The organism is Streptomyces sp. NPDC003393, assembly GCF_053589015.1.
In genome coordinates this window covers 99,547-120,194 of record NZ_JBSFRB010000015.1, presented here as the reverse complement: position 1 = coordinate 120,194, position 20,648 = coordinate 99,547, and the positions used below count along the sequence as shown (strand labels likewise).

General features: G+C 73.0%; 18 protein-coding genes. 4 read left to right on the top strand and 14 right to left on the bottom strand.

Annotated features, from left to right (window positions below; genetic code table 11):
* Positions 1-104: 104 nt before the first annotated feature.
* Complete coding sequence (locus tag ACWDUZ_RS17360) at positions 105-284, bottom strand: hypothetical protein (protein ID WP_451632663.1); 180 nt, start codon at positions 282-284, stop codon at positions 105-107.
* Positions 285-874: 590 nt separating this feature from the next.
* Between ACWDUZ_RS17360 and ACWDUZ_RS17355 the strand changes: the two genes are divergently transcribed.
* Positions 875-2,293 (top strand): protein kinase domain-containing protein, encoded by a 1,419-nt coding sequence (locus tag ACWDUZ_RS17355; protein ID WP_451632662.1) that lies wholly within the window; start codon positions 875-877, stop codon positions 2,291-2,293.
* A gap of 46 nt (positions 2,294-2,339) precedes the next feature.
* On the opposite strand, the gene ACWDUZ_RS17350 is transcribed toward ACWDUZ_RS17355, so the two are convergent.
* The 8 genes from ACWDUZ_RS17350 to ACWDUZ_RS17315 form a co-directional block, all read right to left on the bottom strand.
* The gene (locus tag ACWDUZ_RS17350) at positions 2,340-3,158 is read right to left on the bottom strand and encodes a TrmH family RNA methyltransferase (protein ID WP_451632661.1); all 819 of its coding nucleotides are present in this window, start codon (positions 3,156-3,158) and stop codon (positions 2,340-2,342) included.
* 105 nt (positions 3,159-3,263) lie between these two features.
* Positions 3,264-4,493: a uroporphyrinogen-III C-methyltransferase gene (cobA, locus tag ACWDUZ_RS17345; protein ID WP_451632660.1), complete on the bottom strand. Its 1,230-nt coding sequence runs from the start codon at positions 4,491-4,493 to the stop codon at positions 3,264-3,266.
* A gap of 195 nt (positions 4,494-4,688) precedes the next feature.
* Positions 4,689-8,504: a nicotinate-nucleotide--dimethylbenzimidazole phosphoribosyltransferase gene (gene cobT / locus ACWDUZ_RS17340; protein ID WP_451632659.1), complete on the bottom strand. Its 3,816-nt coding sequence runs from the start codon at positions 8,502-8,504 to the stop codon at positions 4,689-4,691.
* A 345-nt stretch (positions 8,505-8,849) separates the two neighbouring features.
* Positions 8,850-10,070: a precorrin-6y C5,15-methyltransferase (decarboxylating) subunit CbiE gene (gene cbiE / locus ACWDUZ_RS17335; protein ID WP_451632658.1), complete on the bottom strand. Its 1,221-nt coding sequence runs from the start codon at positions 10,068-10,070 to the stop codon at positions 8,850-8,852.
* Positions 10,071-10,222: 152 nt separating this feature from the next.
* Positions 10,223-10,861 (bottom strand): GNAT family N-acetyltransferase, encoded by a 639-nt coding sequence (locus tag ACWDUZ_RS17330; protein WP_451632657.1) that lies wholly within the window; start codon positions 10,859-10,861, stop codon positions 10,223-10,225.
* A 145-nt stretch (positions 10,862-11,006) separates the two neighbouring features.
* Positions 11,007-11,843, bottom strand: a complete 837-nt coding sequence (locus ACWDUZ_RS17325; RefSeq protein WP_451632656.1) for a MetQ/NlpA family ABC transporter substrate-binding protein — start codon at positions 11,841-11,843, stop codon at positions 11,007-11,009.
* A 73-nt stretch (positions 11,844-11,916) separates the two neighbouring features.
* On the bottom strand, positions 11,917-12,654 hold the full coding sequence (locus ACWDUZ_RS17320) for a methionine ABC transporter permease (protein WP_451632655.1): 738 nt from the start codon (positions 12,652-12,654) through the stop codon (positions 11,917-11,919).
* Entirely contained in the window at positions 12,651-13,691 is a 1,041-nt protein-coding gene (locus ACWDUZ_RS17315) for a methionine ABC transporter ATP-binding protein (RefSeq protein ID WP_451632654.1), read from the bottom strand. Before ACWDUZ_RS17315 ends, ACWDUZ_RS17320 begins: the two co-directional genes overlap by 4 nt.
* Before the next feature lie 570 nt (positions 13,692-14,261).
* On the opposite strand from ACWDUZ_RS17315, the gene ACWDUZ_RS17310 reads away from it, so the two are divergent.
* Positions 14,262-14,621, top strand: coding sequence for a hypothetical protein (locus ACWDUZ_RS17310; RefSeq protein WP_358865143.1), 360 nt, complete (start codon positions 14,262-14,264; stop codon positions 14,619-14,621).
* 1 nt (position 14,622) lies between these two features.
* Entirely contained in the window at positions 14,623-15,066 is a 444-nt protein-coding gene (locus ACWDUZ_RS17305; protein WP_451632653.1) for a hypothetical protein, read from the top strand.
* Here the strand turns inward: ACWDUZ_RS17305 and ACWDUZ_RS17300 are convergent.
* From ACWDUZ_RS17300 to ACWDUZ_RS17290, 3 genes are all read right to left on the bottom strand, one after another.
* Positions 15,056-15,553: a GNAT family N-acetyltransferase gene (locus tag ACWDUZ_RS17300; RefSeq protein WP_451632652.1), complete on the bottom strand. Its 498-nt coding sequence runs from the start codon at positions 15,551-15,553 to the stop codon at positions 15,056-15,058. The genes ACWDUZ_RS17305 and ACWDUZ_RS17300 overlap by 11 nt on opposite strands.
* A gap of 45 nt (positions 15,554-15,598) precedes the next feature.
* A complete protein-coding gene (locus ACWDUZ_RS17295; RefSeq protein WP_451632651.1) occupies positions 15,599-16,105 on the bottom strand; it encodes an RNA polymerase sigma factor in 507 nt (168 codons plus the stop codon).
* Between the two features lie 77 nt (positions 16,106-16,182).
* On the bottom strand, positions 16,183-17,400 hold the full coding sequence (locus ACWDUZ_RS17290; protein ID WP_451632650.1) for a glycerophosphodiester phosphodiesterase: 1,218 nt from the start codon (positions 17,398-17,400) through the stop codon (positions 16,183-16,185).
* Positions 17,401-17,666: 266 nt separating this feature from the next.
* Between ACWDUZ_RS17290 and ACWDUZ_RS17285 the strand changes: the two genes are divergently transcribed.
* On the top strand, positions 17,667-18,428 hold the full coding sequence (locus ACWDUZ_RS17285; protein WP_451632649.1) for a lysophospholipid acyltransferase family protein: 762 nt from the start codon (positions 17,667-17,669) through the stop codon (positions 18,426-18,428).
* Positions 18,429-18,545: 117 nt separating this feature from the next.
* On the opposite strand, the gene ACWDUZ_RS17280 is transcribed toward ACWDUZ_RS17285, so the two are convergent.
* The gene (locus tag ACWDUZ_RS17280; protein ID WP_451632648.1) at positions 18,546-20,057 is read right to left on the bottom strand and encodes an MFS transporter; all 1,512 of its coding nucleotides are present in this window, start codon (positions 20,055-20,057) and stop codon (positions 18,546-18,548) included.
* Positions 20,054-20,602, bottom strand: coding sequence for a TetR/AcrR family transcriptional regulator (locus tag ACWDUZ_RS17275; protein WP_451632647.1), 549 nt, complete (start codon positions 20,600-20,602; stop codon positions 20,054-20,056). Before ACWDUZ_RS17275 ends, ACWDUZ_RS17280 begins: the two co-directional genes overlap by 4 nt.
* Positions 20,603-20,648 lie beyond the last annotated feature (46 nt).

The window sequence follows — 20,648 nt, the reverse complement described above, 5'->3', positions numbered from 1 at the left end:
CCCAGCTGCGCCGGCATTCTGCCGTCCGCCGCACCCCCGTCCCCACGGGGTTTCATGGATGGATGTCCCCGCCCGGACCGCTCTTCCGGGCCTGGGGTCGCCGCTCAGCGCCCCAGCATCACACCCACGGACGACGCCTGTGTGGCCACTGTGTCCCAGCCGTCGAAGACCAGCAGGAGCAGGGCCGCCAGGGGAAGGGCCATCACGGTCGCCACCAGGGGGTGGCGACGGCCCGTACGGCGGGGGCGTGTACGGAGCACTGTCCGCGGTGCCGTGTGGGCCATGGTCCCTCTCCTGACCGTCTCGGTTGTCATGGGCAGCGGCGGGTGTCTGACCTCGGGGGACGAGTGCTGCACCCGCCGCTTGACCTCAAATCTATGCGGACGGCGACGGCCGGACGTCATGCCCTCGTACCGATTGCCGGGCCTCCCGGAGGATGAGCCGTGAGCTGGTGACTACTCCCCAGGGTGGAGACGCGGCCCCCGGTCTCGGGGTCTTCCCGGAGGGGCCGTCCGGAGTGTCCCGGCTTCTTCCGCCCTCGGGTGGTGACTTCGCTCACTTCCGGCATGTCCCGGAGCGTCGTGCTCCGCCCCCGTTGCCCCACCCGGCGCGCCGCCCCCTGCCGCGTACACGCCGGGTCCCCGGCCTCCGCGCCCCTGCTCGCCCGATGGGCTTCCGGAGGTTCAACCCCCCTTACGTAACACGCGGTTGAGATCACGGTCCGGACCCCGACGTGGGGGTGGCCGGAATCCTGACCGTCCTTCAAGTTCGCTTGTCCTTACCGACAATCGATCGGGTAGAGCGGGCGCGGCCTCTGCGCGCGAACGGCCCCGAAAACGTAAGCTGTGGCTCGTCACAGGACCGGGCAGCGGGGATGAACATGGCGATGATGCGCCTGAGGCGCGAGGACCCGCGCGTCGTCGGCTCGTTCAGGCTTCACCGACGGCTCGGCGCGGGCGGGATGGGTGTGGTCTATCTCGGCTCCGACCGGAAGGGCCAGCGGGTCGCGCTGAAGGTCATCCGGCCCGATCTGGCGGAGGACCAGGAGTTCCGCTCACGCTTCGCCCGTGAGGTGTCCGCGGCCCGGCGGATCCGGGGCGGCTGCACGGCCCGGCTGGTGGCGGCGGACCTGGAGGCGGACCGCCCGTGGTTCGCCACGCAGTACGTGCCCGGGCCCTCCCTGCACGACAAGGTGGCCGACGAGGGCGCCCTGAGCGCGGGGGAGACCGCGGCGATCGGGGCCGCCCTGTCCGAGGGGCTGGTCGCCGTGCACGAGGCCGGAGTGGTGCACCGGGACCTGAAGCCCTCCAACATCCTGCTGTCCCCCAAGGGGCCGCGGATCATCGACTTCGGCATCGCCTGGGCCACCGGCGCCTCGACGCTCACCCACGTCGGCACCGCGGTCGGCTCCCCCGGCTTCCTCGCTCCGGAACAGGTGCGCGGCGCCGCCGTCACCCCGGCCACCGACGTCTTCTCGCTGGGGGCCACGCTGGCCTACGCCTCGACGGGCGACTCGCCCTTCGGGCACGGCAGCTCCGAGGTGATGCTGTACCGGGTGGTGCACGAGGAGCCCCAACTGCACGGTGTACCGGACGCACTGGCTCCGCTGGTGCACGCCTGTCTGGCGAAGGACCCCGAGGACCGGCCCAGCACACTGCAGATCTCGCTTCGGCTGAAGGAGATCGCCGCACGCGAGGCGCAGGACCTGGGCGATCTGCGACCGCCCGGGCCGCGGACCGCCGAGGCGGACCGGCCCACCGGCCGGCTCGTGGACACCTACCCGGACGACATGCGCGCCACCCACGCCGAACAGCAGCGCGCCGGCCGGACCGAGCAGCAGCGGTTCCGTCGGCGCCCTGCGGCCTCCTCCGGTACGCCGGTGCCGCGCGGCACCGTTCCGCCCTCGCGGGGCGGCACCCCGTCGCGCCCGGGCGGTGCGTCCCGTGACGCCGGCACGCCGCGTGGCACCGGCGTACCGGCCCGGTCCCCCGGTGGACGGTCCACGCCCGTGCCCCGCAACGGCGGGCGCGCGGCCGGCGGCCGACCCGTTCCGCGCGGCACCACCCGCCGGCCGGGGCCGCGGAGCACGGCGACCGGCCTGCGGCCGGCCAATCCCAGGCTGCTGCGGCAGCGGCTGTTCGTGTTCGTGGTGGTGACACTGCTGGTGGCGCTCGGTATCGCGGCGGCGCAGGGCTGCCAGGGGCCCGCGCGCGGGCTCGGCGGCGACGGCGGCGTGCCGGTGACGCACACGTCGCCGGGCGTTGCCGGCGGGCCGCAGGCGCGCGCGTCGTAGGGCCCCGGGCCGACGCGTCCCCGTGCCGCGTCGTCCGTGAGCCGTCCTACGCCTGGGGGCGGCCCGTCGCCACCGCGTAGAAGGCGACGGCGGCCGCCGCTCCGACGTTGAGCGAGTCGACGCCGTGGGACATGGGGATGCGGACCCACTCGTCGGCGGCCCCGAGGGCCCGCCTGGACAGGCCCTCGCCCTCCGCGCCGAGCATCAGGGCGACCCGGTCCATCCGGTGCGGGGCGACGTCGTCCAGCGCCTTGGCCTTCTCGTCGGGGGTGAGGGCGAGCAGGGTGAAGCCGGCCTCACGGACCGCGTCCAGGCCCCCCGGCCAGCTGTCGAGACGGGCGTACGGCACGGAGAAGACCGCGCCCATCGAGACCTTGACGCTGCGCCGGTAGAGCGGGTCGGCGCAGTTCGGGGAGAGCAGGACGGCGTCCATGCCCAGGGCGGCGGCCGAACGGAAGATGGCGCCGATGTTGGTGTGGTCGTTGACCGACTCCATGACCGCGACCCGGCGGGCCGTGCGCAGCAGGCCGGCGGCCGTGGGCAGCGGCTTGCGCTGCATGGAGGCGAGCGCGCCGCGGTGCACGTGGTAACCGGTCACTTGTTCGGCGAGTGCGGGATCGACCACGTAGACCGGGGCCGGCGCCTCCTCGATGACGTCCCGCATGACGTCGACCCACTTGGCGGACAGCAGCATCGAGCGCATCGCGTAGCCCGCGTCCCCGGCCCGGCGGATGACCTTCTCGCCCTCGGCGATGAACAGCCCCTCGGCGGGTTCGCGTCGGCGGCGCAGCTCGACGTCGGTCAGACCCGTGTAGTCGGTCAGACGCGGGTCGTCGGGGTCCTCGACAGTGATGAGATCGGCCACAGGGTGTACTGCCTTGTCGTGTCTGCGTGTCTGCGTGTCTGCGTGTCTGCGTGTCTGCGTGTCTGGGGTGCGGGCGGCTCGGAAGGGGGTGGGTTCGCCGGGTGGTCAGGAGGCCGGTGCGCCCACGGCGACGACCGGGCCGACGACGATGACCGCGGGCGGCTTCACGTCCTGGGCGCGTACGGTCTCGGCGACCGTCGCCAGGGTGGCGTCGACGCGGCGCTGGGCCGCCGTCGTGCCCTCCTGGACGAGGGCGACCGGGGTGTCGGGGGACTTGCCGTGGGCCACGAGCGTCTCGGCGATCTTCCCGATCTTGTCGACGCCCATGAGGATCACCAGCGTGCCGGTCAGCCTGGCCAGGCTGGGCCAGTCGACCAGGGAGCGTTCGTCGTCGGGGGCCACGTGGCCGCTGACGACGGTGAACTCGTGCGCCACCCCACGGTGGGTGACGGGGATGCCCGCCGCGCCCGGCACCGAGATGGAGCTGGAGATGCCGGGGACGACCGTGCAGGGGATGCCCGCCTCGGCGAGCGCCTGGACCTCCTCCATGCCCCGGCCGAACACGAACGGGTCGCCGCCCTTGAGCCGGACCACCGACCTGCCCTGCTTGGCGTGCTCGATGAGCGCCTGGTTGATGGCCTCCTGGGCCATGTACCGGCCGTAGGGGATCTTCGCCGCGTCGATCACCTCGACGTGCGGGGGGAGTTCGGCGAGCAGGTCGCGCGGGCCGAGGCGGTCGGCGATGACGACGTCGGCCTCGGCGAGGAGCCGGCGGCCGCGCACGGTGATCAGGTCGGGGTCGCCGGGGCCGCCGCCGACGAGGGCGACACCCGCGGTGCGGGTGCGGTGGTGCGGGGCGACGAGGGTGCCGTCGCGCAGGCCCTCCACCACGGCGTCGCGGACGGCGGCGGTGTGCCGGGGATCGCGACCGCGCGCGCTCGTGGTGAGCACGGCGACGGTGACGCCCTCGCTGTGGCCGGTGGCCGGGGTCCAGGCGGTCGCGGCGTCGGCGTCGTCGGAACGGACGCACCAGACGCGGTGCCGCTCCGCCTCGGCGGAGGCACGCGTGTTGGCGTCGTGGTCACTGGTGGCGATCAGGGCGTACCAGGCGTCGGCGAGGTCGCCGTCCCGGTAGGGGCGGCACTCCCAGGTGATCTCCCCCGCGTCCGCCATGGCCTCGACGGAGGGGGTCGCTTCGGGCGAGACGAGGACGATGTCCGCGCCCGCGGCGATGAGCGCCGGCAGGCGGCGCTGGGCGACCTGGCCGCCACCGAGGACGATCACGCGGCGGCCGGTGAGGCGGAGGCCTACGGGGTAGGCGGGATGTTCGGCCATGGGGGTGCGGCTCCTCGTCCGGGCGGTCGCAGCGGTGCTGTGCGGGGGGAGACAGTCGAAGCGGTACGAACGGGCGCTACGGCTCCGGAGCAGCCCTGACATGCGGATTTTAGACGTGCGTTCAGCGTACGGCGGGGTCGGGGGATGCGCAGGAGCGCGATCGTGCCGACCCCGGCCGCGGACGTGCCTCGCGGCTCACTTCTCGGTGACGCCCGCCGAGTCGAACGTCGCCACCTCGTGCATCGCTCGCGCCGTGCTCTGCACCAGCGGCAGGGCGAGCAGGGCGCCTGTGCCCTCGCCGAGGCGGAGGTCGAGGTCGACCAGGGGGCGCAGGCCGAGCTTGTTCAGGGCGGCGACATGGCCCGGTTCGGCGCTGCGGTGGCCGGCGATACAGGCCGCGAGGACCTCGGGGGCGATCGCGCGAGCCACCAGCGCGGCGGCACCGGCGCTGACACCGTCCAGGATCACCGGCGTGCGCAGCGAGGCGCCGCCGAGGAGCAGGCCGACCATGGCCGCGTGCTCGAAGCCGCCGATCGCGGCCAGCACGCCGATGGGGTCGGCCGGGTCGGGCCGGTGCAGTTCGAGGGCGCGGCGGACCACGTCGGTCTTGCGGGCCAGGGTCTCGTCGTTGATGCCCGTGCCCCGACCGGTGACCTCGGACGGGTCGGCACCGGTGTAGACCGAGATGAGCGCCGCGGACGCGGTGGTGTTCGCGATGCCCATCTCGCCGGTGAGCAGTGCCTTGTTGCCCGCCGCGACCAGGTCGCGGGCGGTCTCGATGCCGACCTCGATGGCCTTCTTGGCCTCCTCGCGGGTCATCGCGGGGCCGGTGGTCATGTCGGACGTGCCCGCGCGCACCTTGCGGGGCAGCAGGCCGGGCGTGGCCGGCAGGTCGGCGGCGACACCCACGTCGACGACGCAGACCTCGGCGCCCACCTGGGCGGCGAAGGCGTTGCAGACCGCTCCCCCGCCGAGGAAGTTGGCCACCATCTGGGAGGTGACCTCCTGCGGCCAGGGGGTGACGCCCTGGCCGTGCACCCCGTGGTCGCCGGCGAAGATCGCCACCGCCGCGGGCTCGGGGATCGGCGGCGGGCACTGGCGGGACAGCCCGGACAGCTGGGCGGAGATGATCTCCAGCATGCCGAGCGCGCCGGCCGGCTTGGTCATCCGCTTCTGCCGCTCCCAGGCCTCGCCGAGCGCCTTGGCGTCCAGCGGGCGGATCTGCGCGACGGTCTCGGCGAGGAGGTCGTGCGGCTCCTCACCGGGCAGGGCGCGGCGGCCGTACGTCTCCTCGTGAACCACCCAGGACAACGGGCGGCGCTTGGACCAGCCGGCCTGCATCAACTCCGGCTCGTCCGGGAACTCGTCGACGTACCCGACGCACAGGTAGGCGATGACCTCCAGGTGTTCGGGCAGGCCGAGGGCGCGAACCATCTCGCGCTCGTCGAAGAAGCTGACCCAGCCCACGCCGAGGCCCTCGGCGCGGGCCGCGAGCCACAGGTTCTCCACGGCGAGCGCGGCGGAGTACGGCGCCATCTGCGGCTGGGTGTGCCGGCCGAGGGTGTGGCGGCCGCCACGGGTGGGGTCGGCGGTGACCACGATGTTCACCGGGGTGTCGAGGATGGCCTCGATCTTCAGTTCCTTGAACTGCTTGGCCCGGCCCTTGGGCAGCGACTTGGCGTAGGCGTCGCGCTGGCGCATGGCCAGTTCGTGCATCGCGCGGCGGGTGTCGGCGGAGCGGATGACGACGAAGTCCCAGGGCTGGGAGTGGCCGACGCTGGGCGCGGTGTGGGCGGCCTCCAGGACGCGGAGCAGCACCTCGTGCGGGATCGGGTCGCCGCGGAAGCCGTTGCGGATGTCGCGGCGCTCGCGCATCACCTTGAGCACGGCCTCACGCTCGGCGTCGTCGTAGCCGGGCGCGGCCGGGCCGGTGGGCTGTGGTGCTTCCGGCACCGCGCCCGTGCTCTCCTCCTGGTGCTCCGCCTGGTCGGCGATCCGGGTGTCCAGGTCCTCCGCGTGCTGGGCCATCACCGGGTCGGGCTCCTCGCCCGGGACCGCGGGAACGATGTCGCCGTCGCGGGGGCCGGGGACCGCGGCGACCGGTTCCTGCGAGGTCTCCCCGGCGGGCAGCGGCTCGGCCTCCTGAGCGGTTGCCGGTTCGGGCTGCGGCTCCGTCCGGGCCTGCGTTCCGGGCCCGGCCTGGGCCTCGGGCTCGGCCGGCGCTTCGGACCGGGTCTGCGGCTGGGCCACCGGGTGGTCCGTCGGGACGACGAGCGGGTGCGGGGGCGTCGGCGCCAGGTGCGGGGTCGTCGGGACCGAGCCCTCGACCGGTACGAACTGCCCCAGCGACAGGCCGGGTTGCATCTGCGTCGGGACACTGCTGGGGAGCGGGGTGCCGCCGGGGACGGCGGCCGGCGTGCCGTCCCCGGGGGAGACCGCGGCGGGTGCGGACGCGGCGGCGTGCTCCGCGGGCGCCTGTTCCGTGGTGGGGGGCGTTTCGCCGTGGGGGGCCTCGGGGGCCGCCTGCGCTTCGGGATGCGCCTCGGGGTGTGCCTCGTCATGGCCCTCGGGGGACACGGACGCGTCGGCGGCTGCCGGGACCTGGGCCATGGGGGGCGCTTGGCCGGCCGACCGGTCCTGCTCGCCGGCCCTGCCGTCGCCGGCCGGAGGTTCGCCCGCCGCGGGCGTCGCCGGCTCGGGCGCACCCTGGGCCTCCGGGTGGGACGTGGCCTCGGGTGCGGGCACAGCCTCCGTGGGCTGCGCGGTCGCCTCCGTGCCGGACGCGTCCACCGGGAGCTGCTCGGGGGCGGGGACCTGCTCGGCGGGAGCCTCCACCGGTCCGGTGACCGGCCCGCCTTCCGTGACCGGTACGGCCTCTGCGACCTGCGTGCCGTCGGGAGTCTGCGCACCCTCCGGGCCGTGACCGGCCTCGACGGCCTCCTCCGGCCCGGCGGCCGGGGTGCGGGTGGCCTCGGGCGCCTGCCCGCCGTCCGTGGGCAGCGCGTCGTGAGGAGCCGGGGCGGTCCCGGTGTCGGGCGTGGTCGTGTCCGGCGCCTGACCCGGCTCCGCCGCCGGTACGGCCTCGGCCGAAGGTCCCGCGTACCCGGCGCCGGGCGCCTGGGCGTCGGCAACGCCGTGCGCGCCCACCGGCTCCTGACCCGCGCCGGAGGCGGGCACGCCGCCCGTGCCGTCCGTCGTCTGCGCGAACTCGGCGCCGTGCGCCTCGTGGGCGGCCTGCGCGTCGTCCTGCCCGCTCGTCCGGTCCTGCGGCACTCGGCCGTCCTCGGGAGCGTATCCGGCAGCGGGCACGGACGCGCCGGCCTGTGCTGCGAGGCGGGCCACGGCGGCCTGGGCCGCACCGACCGGCTCGCCGTCACCCGGAACAACCGTTTCCGCAGCCGCCGCCTGTGCCCCGACCGGAGGCACCGCGGACGCCTGCACGCTCTGGGCGGCCTGCACGCTCCGCGCCGGCTGCGCCCCCCAGGGAGCGGCGCCCTGCGCGACCGTCTCCGGCGCCTGCTGCACGTCGAGGTACTCGGGTCCGACGGTGGGCGGCCCGGCGTGCCGGACCGGTGCGCCCGCGGGCCCGCGGTCGGCCAGGGAGCGGACCGGACTCGCGGAGGCGTCGGGGATCTGCGGGCCGAGGTGCAGGGGCCGCCGCGGGGACGACGCCGCGGCGGGCACGGCGGACGCGGCAGGCACGGCGGGCGCGACGTGCGGCGTGGCCGTCGGGTCGGGGTGCAGTACTCCCCCGAGGTCGACGGAACCGCTGTCCCGGCCGGACGTCTCGTGCGGGCCCGGCTGGTGGACGGCCTCGACGACCGGCTCCGGGGCGGGCGGGGCCACTTCGTTGCCCCACGCGCCCTGGGAGCCGGGCAGCAGCAGGTCTTCGTCCTCGGCGGGTGACTCGGAGAGGTAGGTGTACACGCCGTGCGCGGGGACGCCCGGCTGCTCCACCATGCCTGCGCTCTCCGGCAGCCCCTCGCCCGGGACCTGGCCGGTGTCGGTCATGCGTACCCCTCGCCCATCGGTTAGTGCTTCTCAGACCAGCTCACCGGGAACGGCGCACCGACCGCCCCCAGTGAAGAACGAGCGTCCCCGCCCGGCGGCACGAACGACCCGCCCGTAAAAGGCGACAAAGCCATTGAGTGGCATTGTCGCGGTCGTCCGGCCGCGGCGACAACGTGATCCGCCTCGGTCCGCTGTGGACTGCGCCACGTTGCGCGTCCCCTGGTTCTGCCGTACCACACCCACCGCAAAACGGGCGGGTTTTCCGGACATTGAGGAACGAACTTCCGGACCACCCAGTGCGGTACAACGATCGGCCAGCCTACCGCGCGCGGTACGACGATCCGATCACGGGGCGCGGTCGGGGAGCACTCCGAAGAGCAGGAAAGCGACGCTCCGCTCCGTCTCCGTCCAGGCGCGCGTGTCGAGTTCGACAGACTGGAGGAGAGCGCATTCCACCTGGTAGCCGTGCTCGGTGAGGTCGCGGCCGACGAGTTCGGCGGCGTCGCGGTTGGCGGCGTGCGCGACGATGCGCTGCGGGCGCCGGTCGGCGACCGCGGAGACCACGGCGGCTCCCCCGCCGCCGACGCGGACGACGTCCGGTTCGGGCAGGTTCTCCAGGACGTGCGGGGCGGTGCCCCGCACCACTTGCAGTTGGACGCCGAAGCGGCGTGCGGTGGCCTCGGTGCGGGCGCAGGACTCCGGGTCGCGGTCGACGGCGATGACGGCGGCGCCGGCGCGCGCGGCCTCGGTGGCGAACGCCCCGCTGCCGCAGCCGATGTCCCAGACGAGGTCGCCGACGCGCGGTCCGAGGCGGGCGAGCTGAGCGGCCCTCAGCAGATCCGTTTCTCCCTCGCCGAGCCGGCCGCCGTGCGAGACGTAGGAGGCGGCGGGCTGGGTCCAGCCGCGCGGTCCGGCTGCGGGGTCGCGCCCGGCGATCCAGCCGCCGCCCTCGCCGGCCCCGGGCCGGCCGCCGATGACGATGACGACGTTCGGGTCACGCCAGGTGTGGTCGGCCGCCTTGTCGGAGGTGACGACGGTGACCTGTTCGCGTTCCGTGCCGAGCTCCTCGCAGATGACGAAGGTGCGGTGCACGCCGTCGAGGAGCAGGCCCAGTTCGGCCGGTCCGGCGCCGGGCGCGGTCAGCACGGCGACCTTGGTGTGGGCTCGGCATACGTTCACCGCGCGTCGCAGGGTGCGCTTGTGTGCGACGACCACCTGTGCGTCGTCCCAGGGCATTCCGGCGCGGGCGAAGGCGGCGGCCACGGAGGAGACGGCCGGGACGACCTCGACCTCCAGGCCGAACTCCGGTGCGCGCAGGGTCCGTACCACCCCGAAGAAAGCCGGGTCGCCGTCGGCGAGCACCACCGCGGTGCCCCGGTGGGCGGCGATACGGCGGGCGGCGAGGGCGACGCTGCCGAGGCGGATGCGCTCGGCCGAGGCCGGCACCTCGGGCAGCGCCAGGTGGTGGGGGGCTCCCGCCACGAGGGTGGCGGCGCCGAGAGCGCCGCGCGCCGCCTCGGTCAGCGGCGAACCGTCCCAGCCGATCACCGTGACCCGGTCGGCCATCGTCGTCAGTCTCCTGGGGGTGTTCTCTGGGGGGGTTGTTCGCGCAGGTCGTCGGGGCGGCCCGCACGGCGGCCCCGTGAGAGTACCCCGGTTCGGCGGTGCGCCGGAGCGCGGGGCCGGGCGCGTCGCCGTGGGCCGTGGCCGGACCGCCGTCAGTTCCAGTCGGCGTACGACGCGAAGCCGCCGGTGTCCGCCAGCTGCTCGCCCACGCCTTCCAGGTCCTCGGGCAGCAGGCTCCAGACGATGAGGTCGGTGCGTACGTCGGTCCACTCGCCGTCGCCGTTCCTGGTGCGGGCCATCCACGCGCCGCGCAGCACTCCCTCGCTGATGCAGCCGATCTTCTGGGCGACCTGCTGGGAGGCGGTGTTGCCGGCGGCGGTGCGCAGTTCCAGGCGCTCGAACCGGCGGTCCTGGAACACCCACTGGGCGGTGGCGAGAGCGGCCTCGGAGGCGTAGCCCTCGCCGCGGGCCCACGGGGCGACGACGTAGGCGATCTCGGTGGAGCGCACGCGCCAGTCGGTGTTGCGCAGATGGACCGTGCCGACCAGCCGCTGGGTGAGGAACTCGTCGACGGCGAAGACTATGCCGCGGCCCTCCTCCCGTTCGGCGGGGGCGAGTTCGGTGATCCAGGCGCGGGCGTCGGCCTCGGTGTAGGGGTGGGGCACGGAGGTCCAGGCGGTGACCAGCTCGTCGTTCATCATCTCGGCGAAGGCCTCGATGTCCGACTCCTCGAAGGGGCGCAGGACCAACCGCTCCGTGCTGATGGAGACGTTGGGGAAGGTGCTCGTCATGCGCCGCTCCGTAACCTTCGGTGAACCTTCAGGGACTGCTGAACTGCCCAGCATGCAGCATGGAAGCACCGGAACGCACCACGGGGTCCACCCCGGTGAGGGAGTGGACCCCGTGCCGGCTGCCCGGGCGGTGGCGGGGGGCCGGTCAGAACGCCGGGACGACCGCGCCGGCGTACTTGTCCTGGATGAACTTCTTCACCTCGGGCGAGGTGAGCAGCTTCGCCAGCTTCTTCACGCGCGGGTCGTTCTCGTTGCCCTTCTTCACGGCGAGGAAGTTGGCGTACGGGTTGCCCTGCGCGGACTCGGCGACGAGCGCGTCCTTGGCCGGGGAGAGCTTGGCCTCCAGGGCGTAGTTGCCGTTGATCACCGCGGCGTCGACGTCACCGAGCGAGCGCGGCAGCTGGGCCGCCTCCAGCTCCTTGAACTTGACGTCCTTGGGGTTGGCGGTGACGTCCTTGGGGGTCGCCTCGTAACCGGCGCCGGCCTTCAGCTCGATGAGGCCGTTGGCCTCCAGCAGCTTCAGTGCGCGGGCCTCGTTGGTGGTGTCATTGGGGAGGGCGATCGTGGCGCCCTTCTCGAGGTCCGCGAGCTTCTTGACGCTCCGGGAGTAGACACCGAGCGGCTCCAGGTGGACGCTGCCGCCGGGCACCGGGACGATGTCGGTGCCGTTCTTCTTGTTGAAGTCGTCCAGGTACGGCTTGTGCTGGAAGTAGTTGGCGTCGACCTGGCCCTGCTGGACGGCGGTGTTCGGGGTCACGTAGTCGGTGAACTCCTTGACCTCCAGCTTCAGGCCTGCCTTCTGCGCCAGGTGGTCCTTGACGTAGGTGAGGATCTCGCCCTGAGGGGTGGGGGTGGCGGCGACCGTCAGGGGGGCGTCGGCGTCCTTCTTGCCGGAGTCGGAGTTCGAGCCGCAGGCGGAGAGCCCGAGGGTGAGGGCCCCGGCGGCCAGGACGGCTGTGGTGATCTTGGCGGTGTTACGCACGAAAAGTGCCTTTCCTAGGTGGTGCTGCCCCGTGTCGGGTGGACGGGGTGTCTGGGGGTGAGCCGGAGTGGCGTCAGGCGGCCTCGGTCGCCTCGGCCCGCGCGGGCTCCTTGGCCTTGAGCAGGCGCAGCCCGGGCGCCGGGCCGGAGCGGCCACCGCGCCGGTGCAGGGAGCGGGCGGCGAGGTCGCCGGCGAACTGGATGACGGAGATGACGACCGCGAGGATCGCGACGGTGATCCACATCAGCTGGGTCTCGAAGCGCTGGTAGCCGTAGCGGATGGCGATGTCGCCGAGGCCTCCGGCGCCCACGGTGCCGGCCATCGCGGAGTAGCCGATGAGGGCGACGACCGTGGTGGTGGAGGAGGAGATGAGGGACGGCAGGGACTCCGGGACGAGCACCTTCCGTACGACGGTCCAGGTGTTGCCGCCCATCGACTGCACGGCCTCGACGAGCCCGCCGTCCACTTCACGGACGGCCGTCTCGACCAGGCGCGCGAAGAAGGGGATGGCGCCGATGGCGAGCGGCACGATGGCGGCCTCGCGGCCGATGGTGGTCCCGGTGACCCAGCGGGTGAAGCCCATCAGCGCGACCATCAGGATGATGAACGGCATCGACCGGGCGATGTTCACGGTCTGCCCGATGAGCTTGTTGGCGCCGACGTTCTGGAGCAGCCCGCCCTTGTCCGTCAGGACGAGCAGGATGCCGAGGGGCAGGCCGCCGACGACGGCGATGAGCGTGGACCAGCCGACCATGTAGAGCGTGTCCCAACACGCCTGGGACAGCAGCGGCTGCATCTCGGACCAGGTCACAGCTCGGCACCTTCCTTGACCAGAACGGGCTTGTCGTCGCCCACGACGTCGATCTGGAGGCCCTGCTCGCGCAGGAAGCCGATGGGCACGACGTTGTCCTCGTAGCGGCCGGGCAGTTCGATGCGCATCCGGCCGACCTGGAGGCCGCCGACGGTGTCGATCGCGGCGCCGAGGATCGATATGTCGATGTTGTAGGTGCGGGCGAGCTGCGAGATGACCGGCTGGGTGGCGGCCTCGCCGTGGAAGGTGACGTCGACGACGGTCCGGTCGTCGGCGGTGGCGTCGCCGTCGACCGGGAAGAGCGCGGCGGCCAGCTGGGAGCCGGGGGTCGCGAGCAGTTCGCTCACCGTGCCCGACTCCACGATGCGGCCCTTCTCCATGAGCGCCGCCGAGTCGCAGATGGACTTCACGACGTCCATCTCGTGCGTGATGAGCAGGACGGTCAGTCCGAGCTGTCGGTTCAGGTCGCGCAGCAGCTGGAGGATGGAGCGGGTGGTCTCCGGGTCCAGGGCGCTGGTGGCCTCGTCGGAGAGCAGCACTTTGGGGTCGCCGGCCAGCGCGCGGGCGATGCCGACGCGCTGCTTCTGACCTCCGGACAGCTGGGCGGGGTAGGCGCCGGCCTTGTCGGCGAGGCCGACCAGGTCGAGCAGTTCGAGCGCCCTGCGGGAACGTTCCTTCCCCGACGTCCCGAGGATCTCCAGGGGAAGCTCGACGTTGTCCTGCACGGTGCGTGAGGAGAGCAGGTTGAAGTGCTGGAAGACCATGCCGATCCGGCTGCGCGCCCGGCGGAGTTCCTTGCCGGCACGCGGCCCCCGGCCGGCGAGGGCGGTGAGGTCCTGCCCGGCGACGGTGACCGTGCCGGCGGTGGGACGCTCCAGGAGGTTGACGCAGCGGATGAGCGAGGACTTTCCGGCGCCGGACTGGCCGATGACGCCGTACACCTCGCCTTCACGGACGTGCAGGTCGACGCCGTCGAGGGCGGTGACCTCGCGGTCGCGCGAGCGGTAGACCTTGGTGAGGCCCGATGTGGTGATCACGTGGGGTTTCCGTCACTGTCGAGTGCGCGGGCACGGGTGTGCCCGGGCACGGGTGCATGCGGTCGTGAACGCGGCACGGTTCTCGCGGTGGCGGTGGAACCGGGGGAGAACGTGTGCGCGGGGGCGGGGCTCAGCCACGTCTGCGAAGGTGCCGGGGGTGCCGGACGGACGAGAAGGACGTGATGAGCGGGCACTCGCTTCGGGGCGCGAGGCTCAGGTGGTGCAGGGGCCCTCTAGAAGGCGCGCATTCGACGCTCGGGACACATACAACGAGCACCGGGCGTCATGGTCGCCTCGGTCGCAGGGATGCGGTCGCTCGTCGTGGTCATGCGGTCAGTAAACCAGACCGGCACCGCTGACCCGGCATCGCCGTCCGCATGGTGGACACCCGTGAAACACCCCGCTGCTCGCCTTCACCGCCTCCGTGACCAGCACGTACGGGCCCGGCGGGCCACTCACCCCCATGTCGTCGCCCAGCCCGACGGCTGCCCGCTGTGGCCAACACCACGGGCGGGAGCCCGGGACCGGGGCGGGCGCGGAGGGGGGATTGCGCCGTAATAGGGTCACCTCATGCTTGATGCCCTGACGCTGGTGACCGGCGTCGCCGCGTTGCTGCTCGCCGCCTGGTGCGGATGGGCGGCCTATCGTGACCAGCCGACGAAGGACTGGCACTTCATCGGGATGGCCGTGGTCTCGCTGCTGGCGCTGATCCAGCTGGTGATCGGGATCGTGGCGCTGGCGCGGGGCGAGAAGGCGGACCAGGGGACGGCGATCTTCGTGGCGTATCTGCTGGGCGCCTTCGCCTGTGTCCCGGCGGCGGGCGTCATGTCGCTGGCCGAGCGCACGCGCTGGGGCTCGGTGACGGCCGCGGCCGGCGGCATCGTCCTCGCCGTCCTCGAAGTGCGGCTCTACGACATCTGGGGAGGGTGAGATGGCCGGCGTGGAACAGCGGAAACAGAGAGAACGGCAGCCGAAGCGGCTCATCAGCGGCCCGGGCATGCTGCTCGTCTGGCTCTACGGCGTGATGGTCGTCGGCGCGGTCTCCCGCTCCGTCTACCAGATCGCCACCGACTTCGGCCGGGCGCCGCTCGCCTACTCGCTGTCCGCCGTGGCGGGCGTGGTCTACGGGTTCATCACCTACTCCCTGGTGCGGGGCGGGGAGACGGCCCGCAAGGCGGCGCTGGTGTGCTGCGCCGCCGAGCTCGTGGGCGTGCTGACGGTCGGGACCTGGACGCTCGTCGAGCCGTCCGCGTTCCCCGACGCGACGGTCTGGTCCGACTACGGCATGGGCTACATCTTCATCCCGGTGCTGCTGCCGCTGTCCGCGCTGTACTGGCTGCGCACGTCCCGCGACGCCGGTGGCGTCACGCGGTAGCCGCGTAGGTTGCCGCCGGCTTCTCCAGAACGATCATCGGCACCCCGTCGGCACCCTCGGAGGTGCCCACCGGCGAGTAGCCCACCCGCCGGTACAGACGCAGGTTGCCCTCGCTGCGGTGCCCGGTGTGCAGACGGAACCGGGTGGCGCCGCGCTGCTCGGTCAGTGCGGCCTCGACGGCGCGCAGCAGCCGGGCCCCGATGCCGTGCCCCTGGAGGCGCGGGTGGACGCAGAGCTTGCCGATGAAGGCGGCGCCGTCCTCGGCGCCCCGGCCGCGCACCGAGCCGACCACCTCCTCGCCGAGCCGGGCGACGAACACGCAGTCCCCGGTCACTTCCTGACGGACCGAGTCCAGGCTCTGGACCAGCGGGTCGATGCGGTAGTTCCCGTACAGCGCCGCCTCGCTCTGGAAGCACAGGTACTGCAGCTTGAAGATCTGCTCCGCGTCCTGCTCGGTCGCCGCAGAGATGGTCACGCTCATGCCCATGTGCGCACGCCTTCCGCTCACCTGATCACCGGTCGTCCATCACTCCTATCCCCGCGGTTCGCGGGCCGCAACCTCCGGTGTCAGCAAACGACGCAGACATCCCAGACATCTGGAGCGTTCCGGTCCGAGACTTCCCTGTGAGATACCCAACTCCCCCGCGATCTCCCGGTAGGTGAGGTCCCTCGGCGACAGCAGCGCCTCCAGCAGCCGGGGACAGCGGCCGGGCAGCCGGCGCACCGCCTCGCGCAGCGCGCTCCGGCGGGCCGCCGCCAGGACGAGGTGTTCGGGGCCGCGCTCACTGTCCTCCGCGGGCTCCAGGCCGTACGGCCGTTCGATGCTGACGGTGCGTCGCGTACGGCGCGCCTCGGAGCGGACGGCCTTGCGCAGCCAGCCGTGCGGATCGTGCGGCGGTCCGTCCGCCTCCAGTCGCTCCAGCAGGCGCAGCCAGACCGCCTGCTCCAGGTCGCCCGGCTCGGTTCCGGCGGCATGTGCCTCGGCCGAGGCCTCGGCGACGAGCAGGGGACGCAGGGAGGCGAGGAGCTCGGGTGTCATATGCGGCACGACGAAGCCGCCCCGGCAGGGGTTGCCGGGACGGCCACCGATTCACTCCGACGAGGGCGAGGCGCGCCTCAGTTGTTGACGGAACGGCGGGCGAGGAAGTCCGCACGGGCGAGCAGTCCGGTGTCGGCGTTGTCGGTGAAGATGCCGTCGATGCCGGTCTCGAAGTACCTCTGGAACACGCCGAAGACGTCACCGTAGGCGTCCGGGTCGCCGCCCTTGCGGAAGGCGGGCGGCAGGAAGGGGTTCTCGTTGCGGACCGTGTAGGGGTGCAGGACCAGGCCCACGGCGTGCGCGTCCCGGACGAGGCTGCTGGGCTCGGTGAGATTGCCCTCGGCGTCCTTGGGGATGACGAGGTCCACGGTCGGGCCGATGCCCTGGGCGTAGGAGGCCAGCTCCCGCAGCCCCTTCCTGGTGATCAGGTCGGCCACGGTGCGCGGGTCGCCCGCCTCGACGAAGTCCCAGGGCCGGGTGTCGGCACCGGAGAGCAGTACCACCAGCGGGTTGTCCACCAGCCTGTTCAGCCGCTGGATGCTGCTCGGTTCGAAGGACTGGAGGATGACCGGCGAGTTCCGCCGGTCCTTGCCGTACGTGCGCAGCAGCTTGGCGACCCGTTCCTCCAGGCCGAGGCCGAGTCCCCGGAAGTAGGTGGGGTGCTTGGTCTCGGGGTAGATCCACACCTGCCGGCCGCGCCTGAGGGTCTGTTCGTCCTGCCACGTCAGGACCTCTTCGAAGGTGGGGATCTCCCAGCGGCCGTTGTAGAGGGTGTTGTGCGGGCGGTTGGCGGGGATGCGTTCGACCGCGCGCAGCGTCTTCAGTTCGGCGAGGGTGAAGTCCTCGGTGAACCAGCCGGTGGTGGGCACGCCGTCGAGCGTCTTGGTGGTCCTGCGGTCCGCGAACTCCGGATGGTCCGCGACATCCGTGGTGCCGCCGATCTCCGGCTCGTGCCGGCACACGAGGTGACCGTCCCTGGTGGGCACCAGGTCGCCGGCCTCGACGATGTCGGCGCCGAGGTCGAGGGCCAGCTCGTAGGAGCCGAAGGTGTGCTCGGGCCGGTAGCCGCCGGCGCCGCGGTGGCCGATGACCGTGGGCACGGGCAGGCTGCCGAGGCCGCCGCCCTTGTGACCCGTCGCCCGGCTCCCCACGGCTCCGGCCGTGCCGGGCAGCCCGAGGACCGCTCCGCCGGCGCCCAGCACCGCGGCGCCGAGCAGCGCCCGGCGCGCGGTCCCGCTCGCCTTGTCGTCGGACTCCCGCGTCCCGGACCGCTCGTGCGGCGTCTGCGTCCCCATGGACCGCCTCCTGCCTCTCGTGTCCTGCGTGGCGCGCCGATGGTAGGCGGGCGTGGGTGACGCGCGGGAGACCGCGTGCCGAACACGGCGGTGACACGGGATGTCGGCTCAGTGCGGTCGTCGAGGCCCCGTCGTCGGGCCGGGAGGCGTCCGTGGCGGGCCGGTGCGCGAGCTCCGTCACACCGGCACACACCGGTCATCGGGAGGCAACGTGCCCGCCCCGCAGGTGAACGTACGTCAACAATGCGTAAGACCTGGTGAGCCCGATGTGCAATCCGGACCGCGCCACGAGTATCGTCCTCACCTGCACAGACTCGTACAGCTTCCCAGACAATCCCTTGACACCGGAGGGCCCGTTGTCCCGCTTCGCGCTCATCAAGGCAGCGCTCGGTCCGATCATGCGCCTGATGTTCCGCCCACAGGTGGAGGGCGCGGAGCGCATCCCCGGCGAGGGGCCGGTCATCCTGGCCGGCAACCACCTGACGTTCATCGACTCGATGATCCTGCCGCTGGTCTGCGACCGGCAGGTCTTCTTCATCGGCAAGGACGAGTACGTCACCGGCAAGGGACTCAAGGGCCGGCTGATGGCCTGGTTCTTCACCGGCGTCGGCATGATCCCGGTCGACCGCGACGGCGGCAAGGGCGGGGTCGCGGCGCTGATGACCGGCCGCCGGATCCTGGAGGAGGGCAGGATCTTCGGCATCTACCCCGAGGGCACCCGCTCCCCCGACGGCCGCCTGTACCGGGGGCGCACCGGCATCGCGCGGCTGACGCTGATGACCGGCGCGCCCGTGGTCCCCTTCGCCATGATCGGCACGGACAAGATCCAGCCGAGTGGCTCGGGCATGCCCCGGCCGAGCCGGGTCACCGTGCGCTTCGGCGAGCCCATGGAGTTCTCGCGCTACGACGGCATGGACCGCGACCGCTATGTGCTGCGGGCGGTGACCGACTCGGTGATGACCGAGGTGATGCGGCTGTCGGGGCAGGAGTACGTGGACATGTACGCCACCAAGGCAAAGGCCGCGTAAGCCTTCGGCGGTCGTACGCCGTAGGGCGGCGGCCGCTTCCCCGGGCGCGGTCCGTTCCGGTCACCCGGCGCCCACTCGGCCGGACCGCATGCCGGTACGGACCCGCCCCTGAGGTGCTCAAAGCCTCTGTCCCTTCAGCAGGACCCATGCCGCCACCGCGGTCGCCAGCAGGACCGCCGCGCCCGCGCCCGAGGCCAGGTGGAGGCCGTGGACGAAGGACTCGCGGGCCGCCGAGAGCAGCGTCTGCGCGGTGTGTCCGGGCAGGTTCGCCGCCGCCTCCACCGCGCCGCCCAGTGACTCGCGGGCCTGGGGCGGTGTTCCGGCCGGGCCCGGGAAGCCGCGGTAGGCGGCGGTGACGATGGAGCCGAGCAGGGCGATGCCCAGGGCAGCGCCGAGTTCGTACGCCGTCTCGGAGACCGCGGAGGCGGCGCCCGCCTGCTCCTTGGGCACGCTGGAGAGGATCACGTCGGCGGTGACCGTGAACGAGAAGCCGGCGCCGACGCCGACCACCAGCAGGGCCGCACCCAGCAACGGGTAGCCCGTCGTGGCGTCCAGCGTCGTCAGCGCCGCCAGTGCCAGGCCGACGGCGGCCAGACCGCCCGAGACGACGGCGCGCACCGAGAAGCGCCGGGCGGCCCGGCCGGCCACCAGACCGGCCGCCACCGCGCCCACGGCCGCGGGCACCTCGGCCAGGCCCGCCTCGAACGGCCGCCTGCCCTGTACCAGTTGCAGGTACTGGGAGAGGAAGAAGACCAGGCCGGACATGCCGAGGACGGTCAGCAGATCGGCGAGGACCGCGCCGCTGAAGCCACGGTTGCGAAAGAGCCGGATGTCCAGCAGCGGGGCGGGCAGGGTGAGCTGCCGGCGGACGAACCGGTACAGCGCGGCCGCGCCCACCGCTCCCGCGCCGAGGACCGCCGGGGTGAACCCGTGCGCCGCGGCCTCCTTCACGGCGTACACGACGCCGATGACACCGACGAGGGACAGCAGGACGCCGGACAGGTCCCAGGGGCCCGGGTCCGGGTTGCGGGACTCGGGCAGCAGGCGGACGCCGACGAGGACCAGGACCGCCATCACGGGCAGGTTGATCAGGAAGACCGAGCCCCACCAGAAGTGTTCGAGGAGGAATCCGCCGGCGATCGGGCCGACGGCCGTCCCGGCGGAGGCGGTGGCGCCCCAGATGCCGACCGCGAGGCTGCGCTCGCGCGGGTCGTGGAAGAGATTGCGGATCAGGGCGAGCGTGGCGGGCATCAGCGTGGCGCCCGCGACGCCGAGCAGCGCCCGGGCGAGGATCATCAGCTCCGGGGTGGTCGCGTACGCGTTGAGCACGGAGATCGCGCCGAACGCCGTGGCGCCGCCGAGCAGGATGCGCTTGCGGCCGATGCGGTCGCCGAGGCTGCCCATGGTGACGAGCAGCCCGGCGATGACGAACGAGTAGACGTCGCCGATCCACAGCAGTTGGGTTCCGGAGGGCTCGAGGTCCTCGCTGATGTAGGGGGTCGCCAGGCCGAGGACCGTCGCGTCGACGGCCACCAGCAGCACGGCGAGCACGAGGACGGCCAGCGCGAGCCACCGGCCCGGCCGCTGCCCCGTCTCCGTCGCGGCCGCCGGCCGCAGGGTGCTGGTCATGGTTCCTCTCTTCGCAGGGCACCGCCGAGCAGCAGCTCGACGATCATGTGGGTGAAGTCCTTGGGGGCGACCCGGCCGTCCTGCGCGGCCCAGGCGCAGGAGGCGATCAGCCCGTAGAGCGCCTCGGTGAGCCAGACCGGGCTGAGATCGATGCGGAACTCGCCGCTTCGCTGACCGCGCACGAACACGGCGCCGATCCGCGCGTCGATCCGGGACCATCCGGGGTTGCCCTCGGCCTCCCAGAGCTGGTTCTCGCCGTACAGGAAGGCGAGCAGCCCGGCCGCGGGCTGGATCTCGCGCACCAGTCTGCGCACCGCCTCGCTCGCCGGCCCGTCGTCCAGCCGGGCCCTGGTCAGCGCGGCCTCGCACTCGGCGATGCCGAGCGCCTCCAGCGCCCGGACGAGCGCGTCGCGGCCCGCGAAGTGGCGGTGCAGCGTCGCCCGGCTGATCCCGGCGGCTCTGGCGACCTCGTCCATGGTCGCGGTGGACTTGCGGGTCAGCAGGTCGGCTGCGCTGCGCAGCACGTGCTCACGATCGACGGCCATGAGACGAGCATAGTCCATGTGAGACATTGATGTCTCACTACGGGCG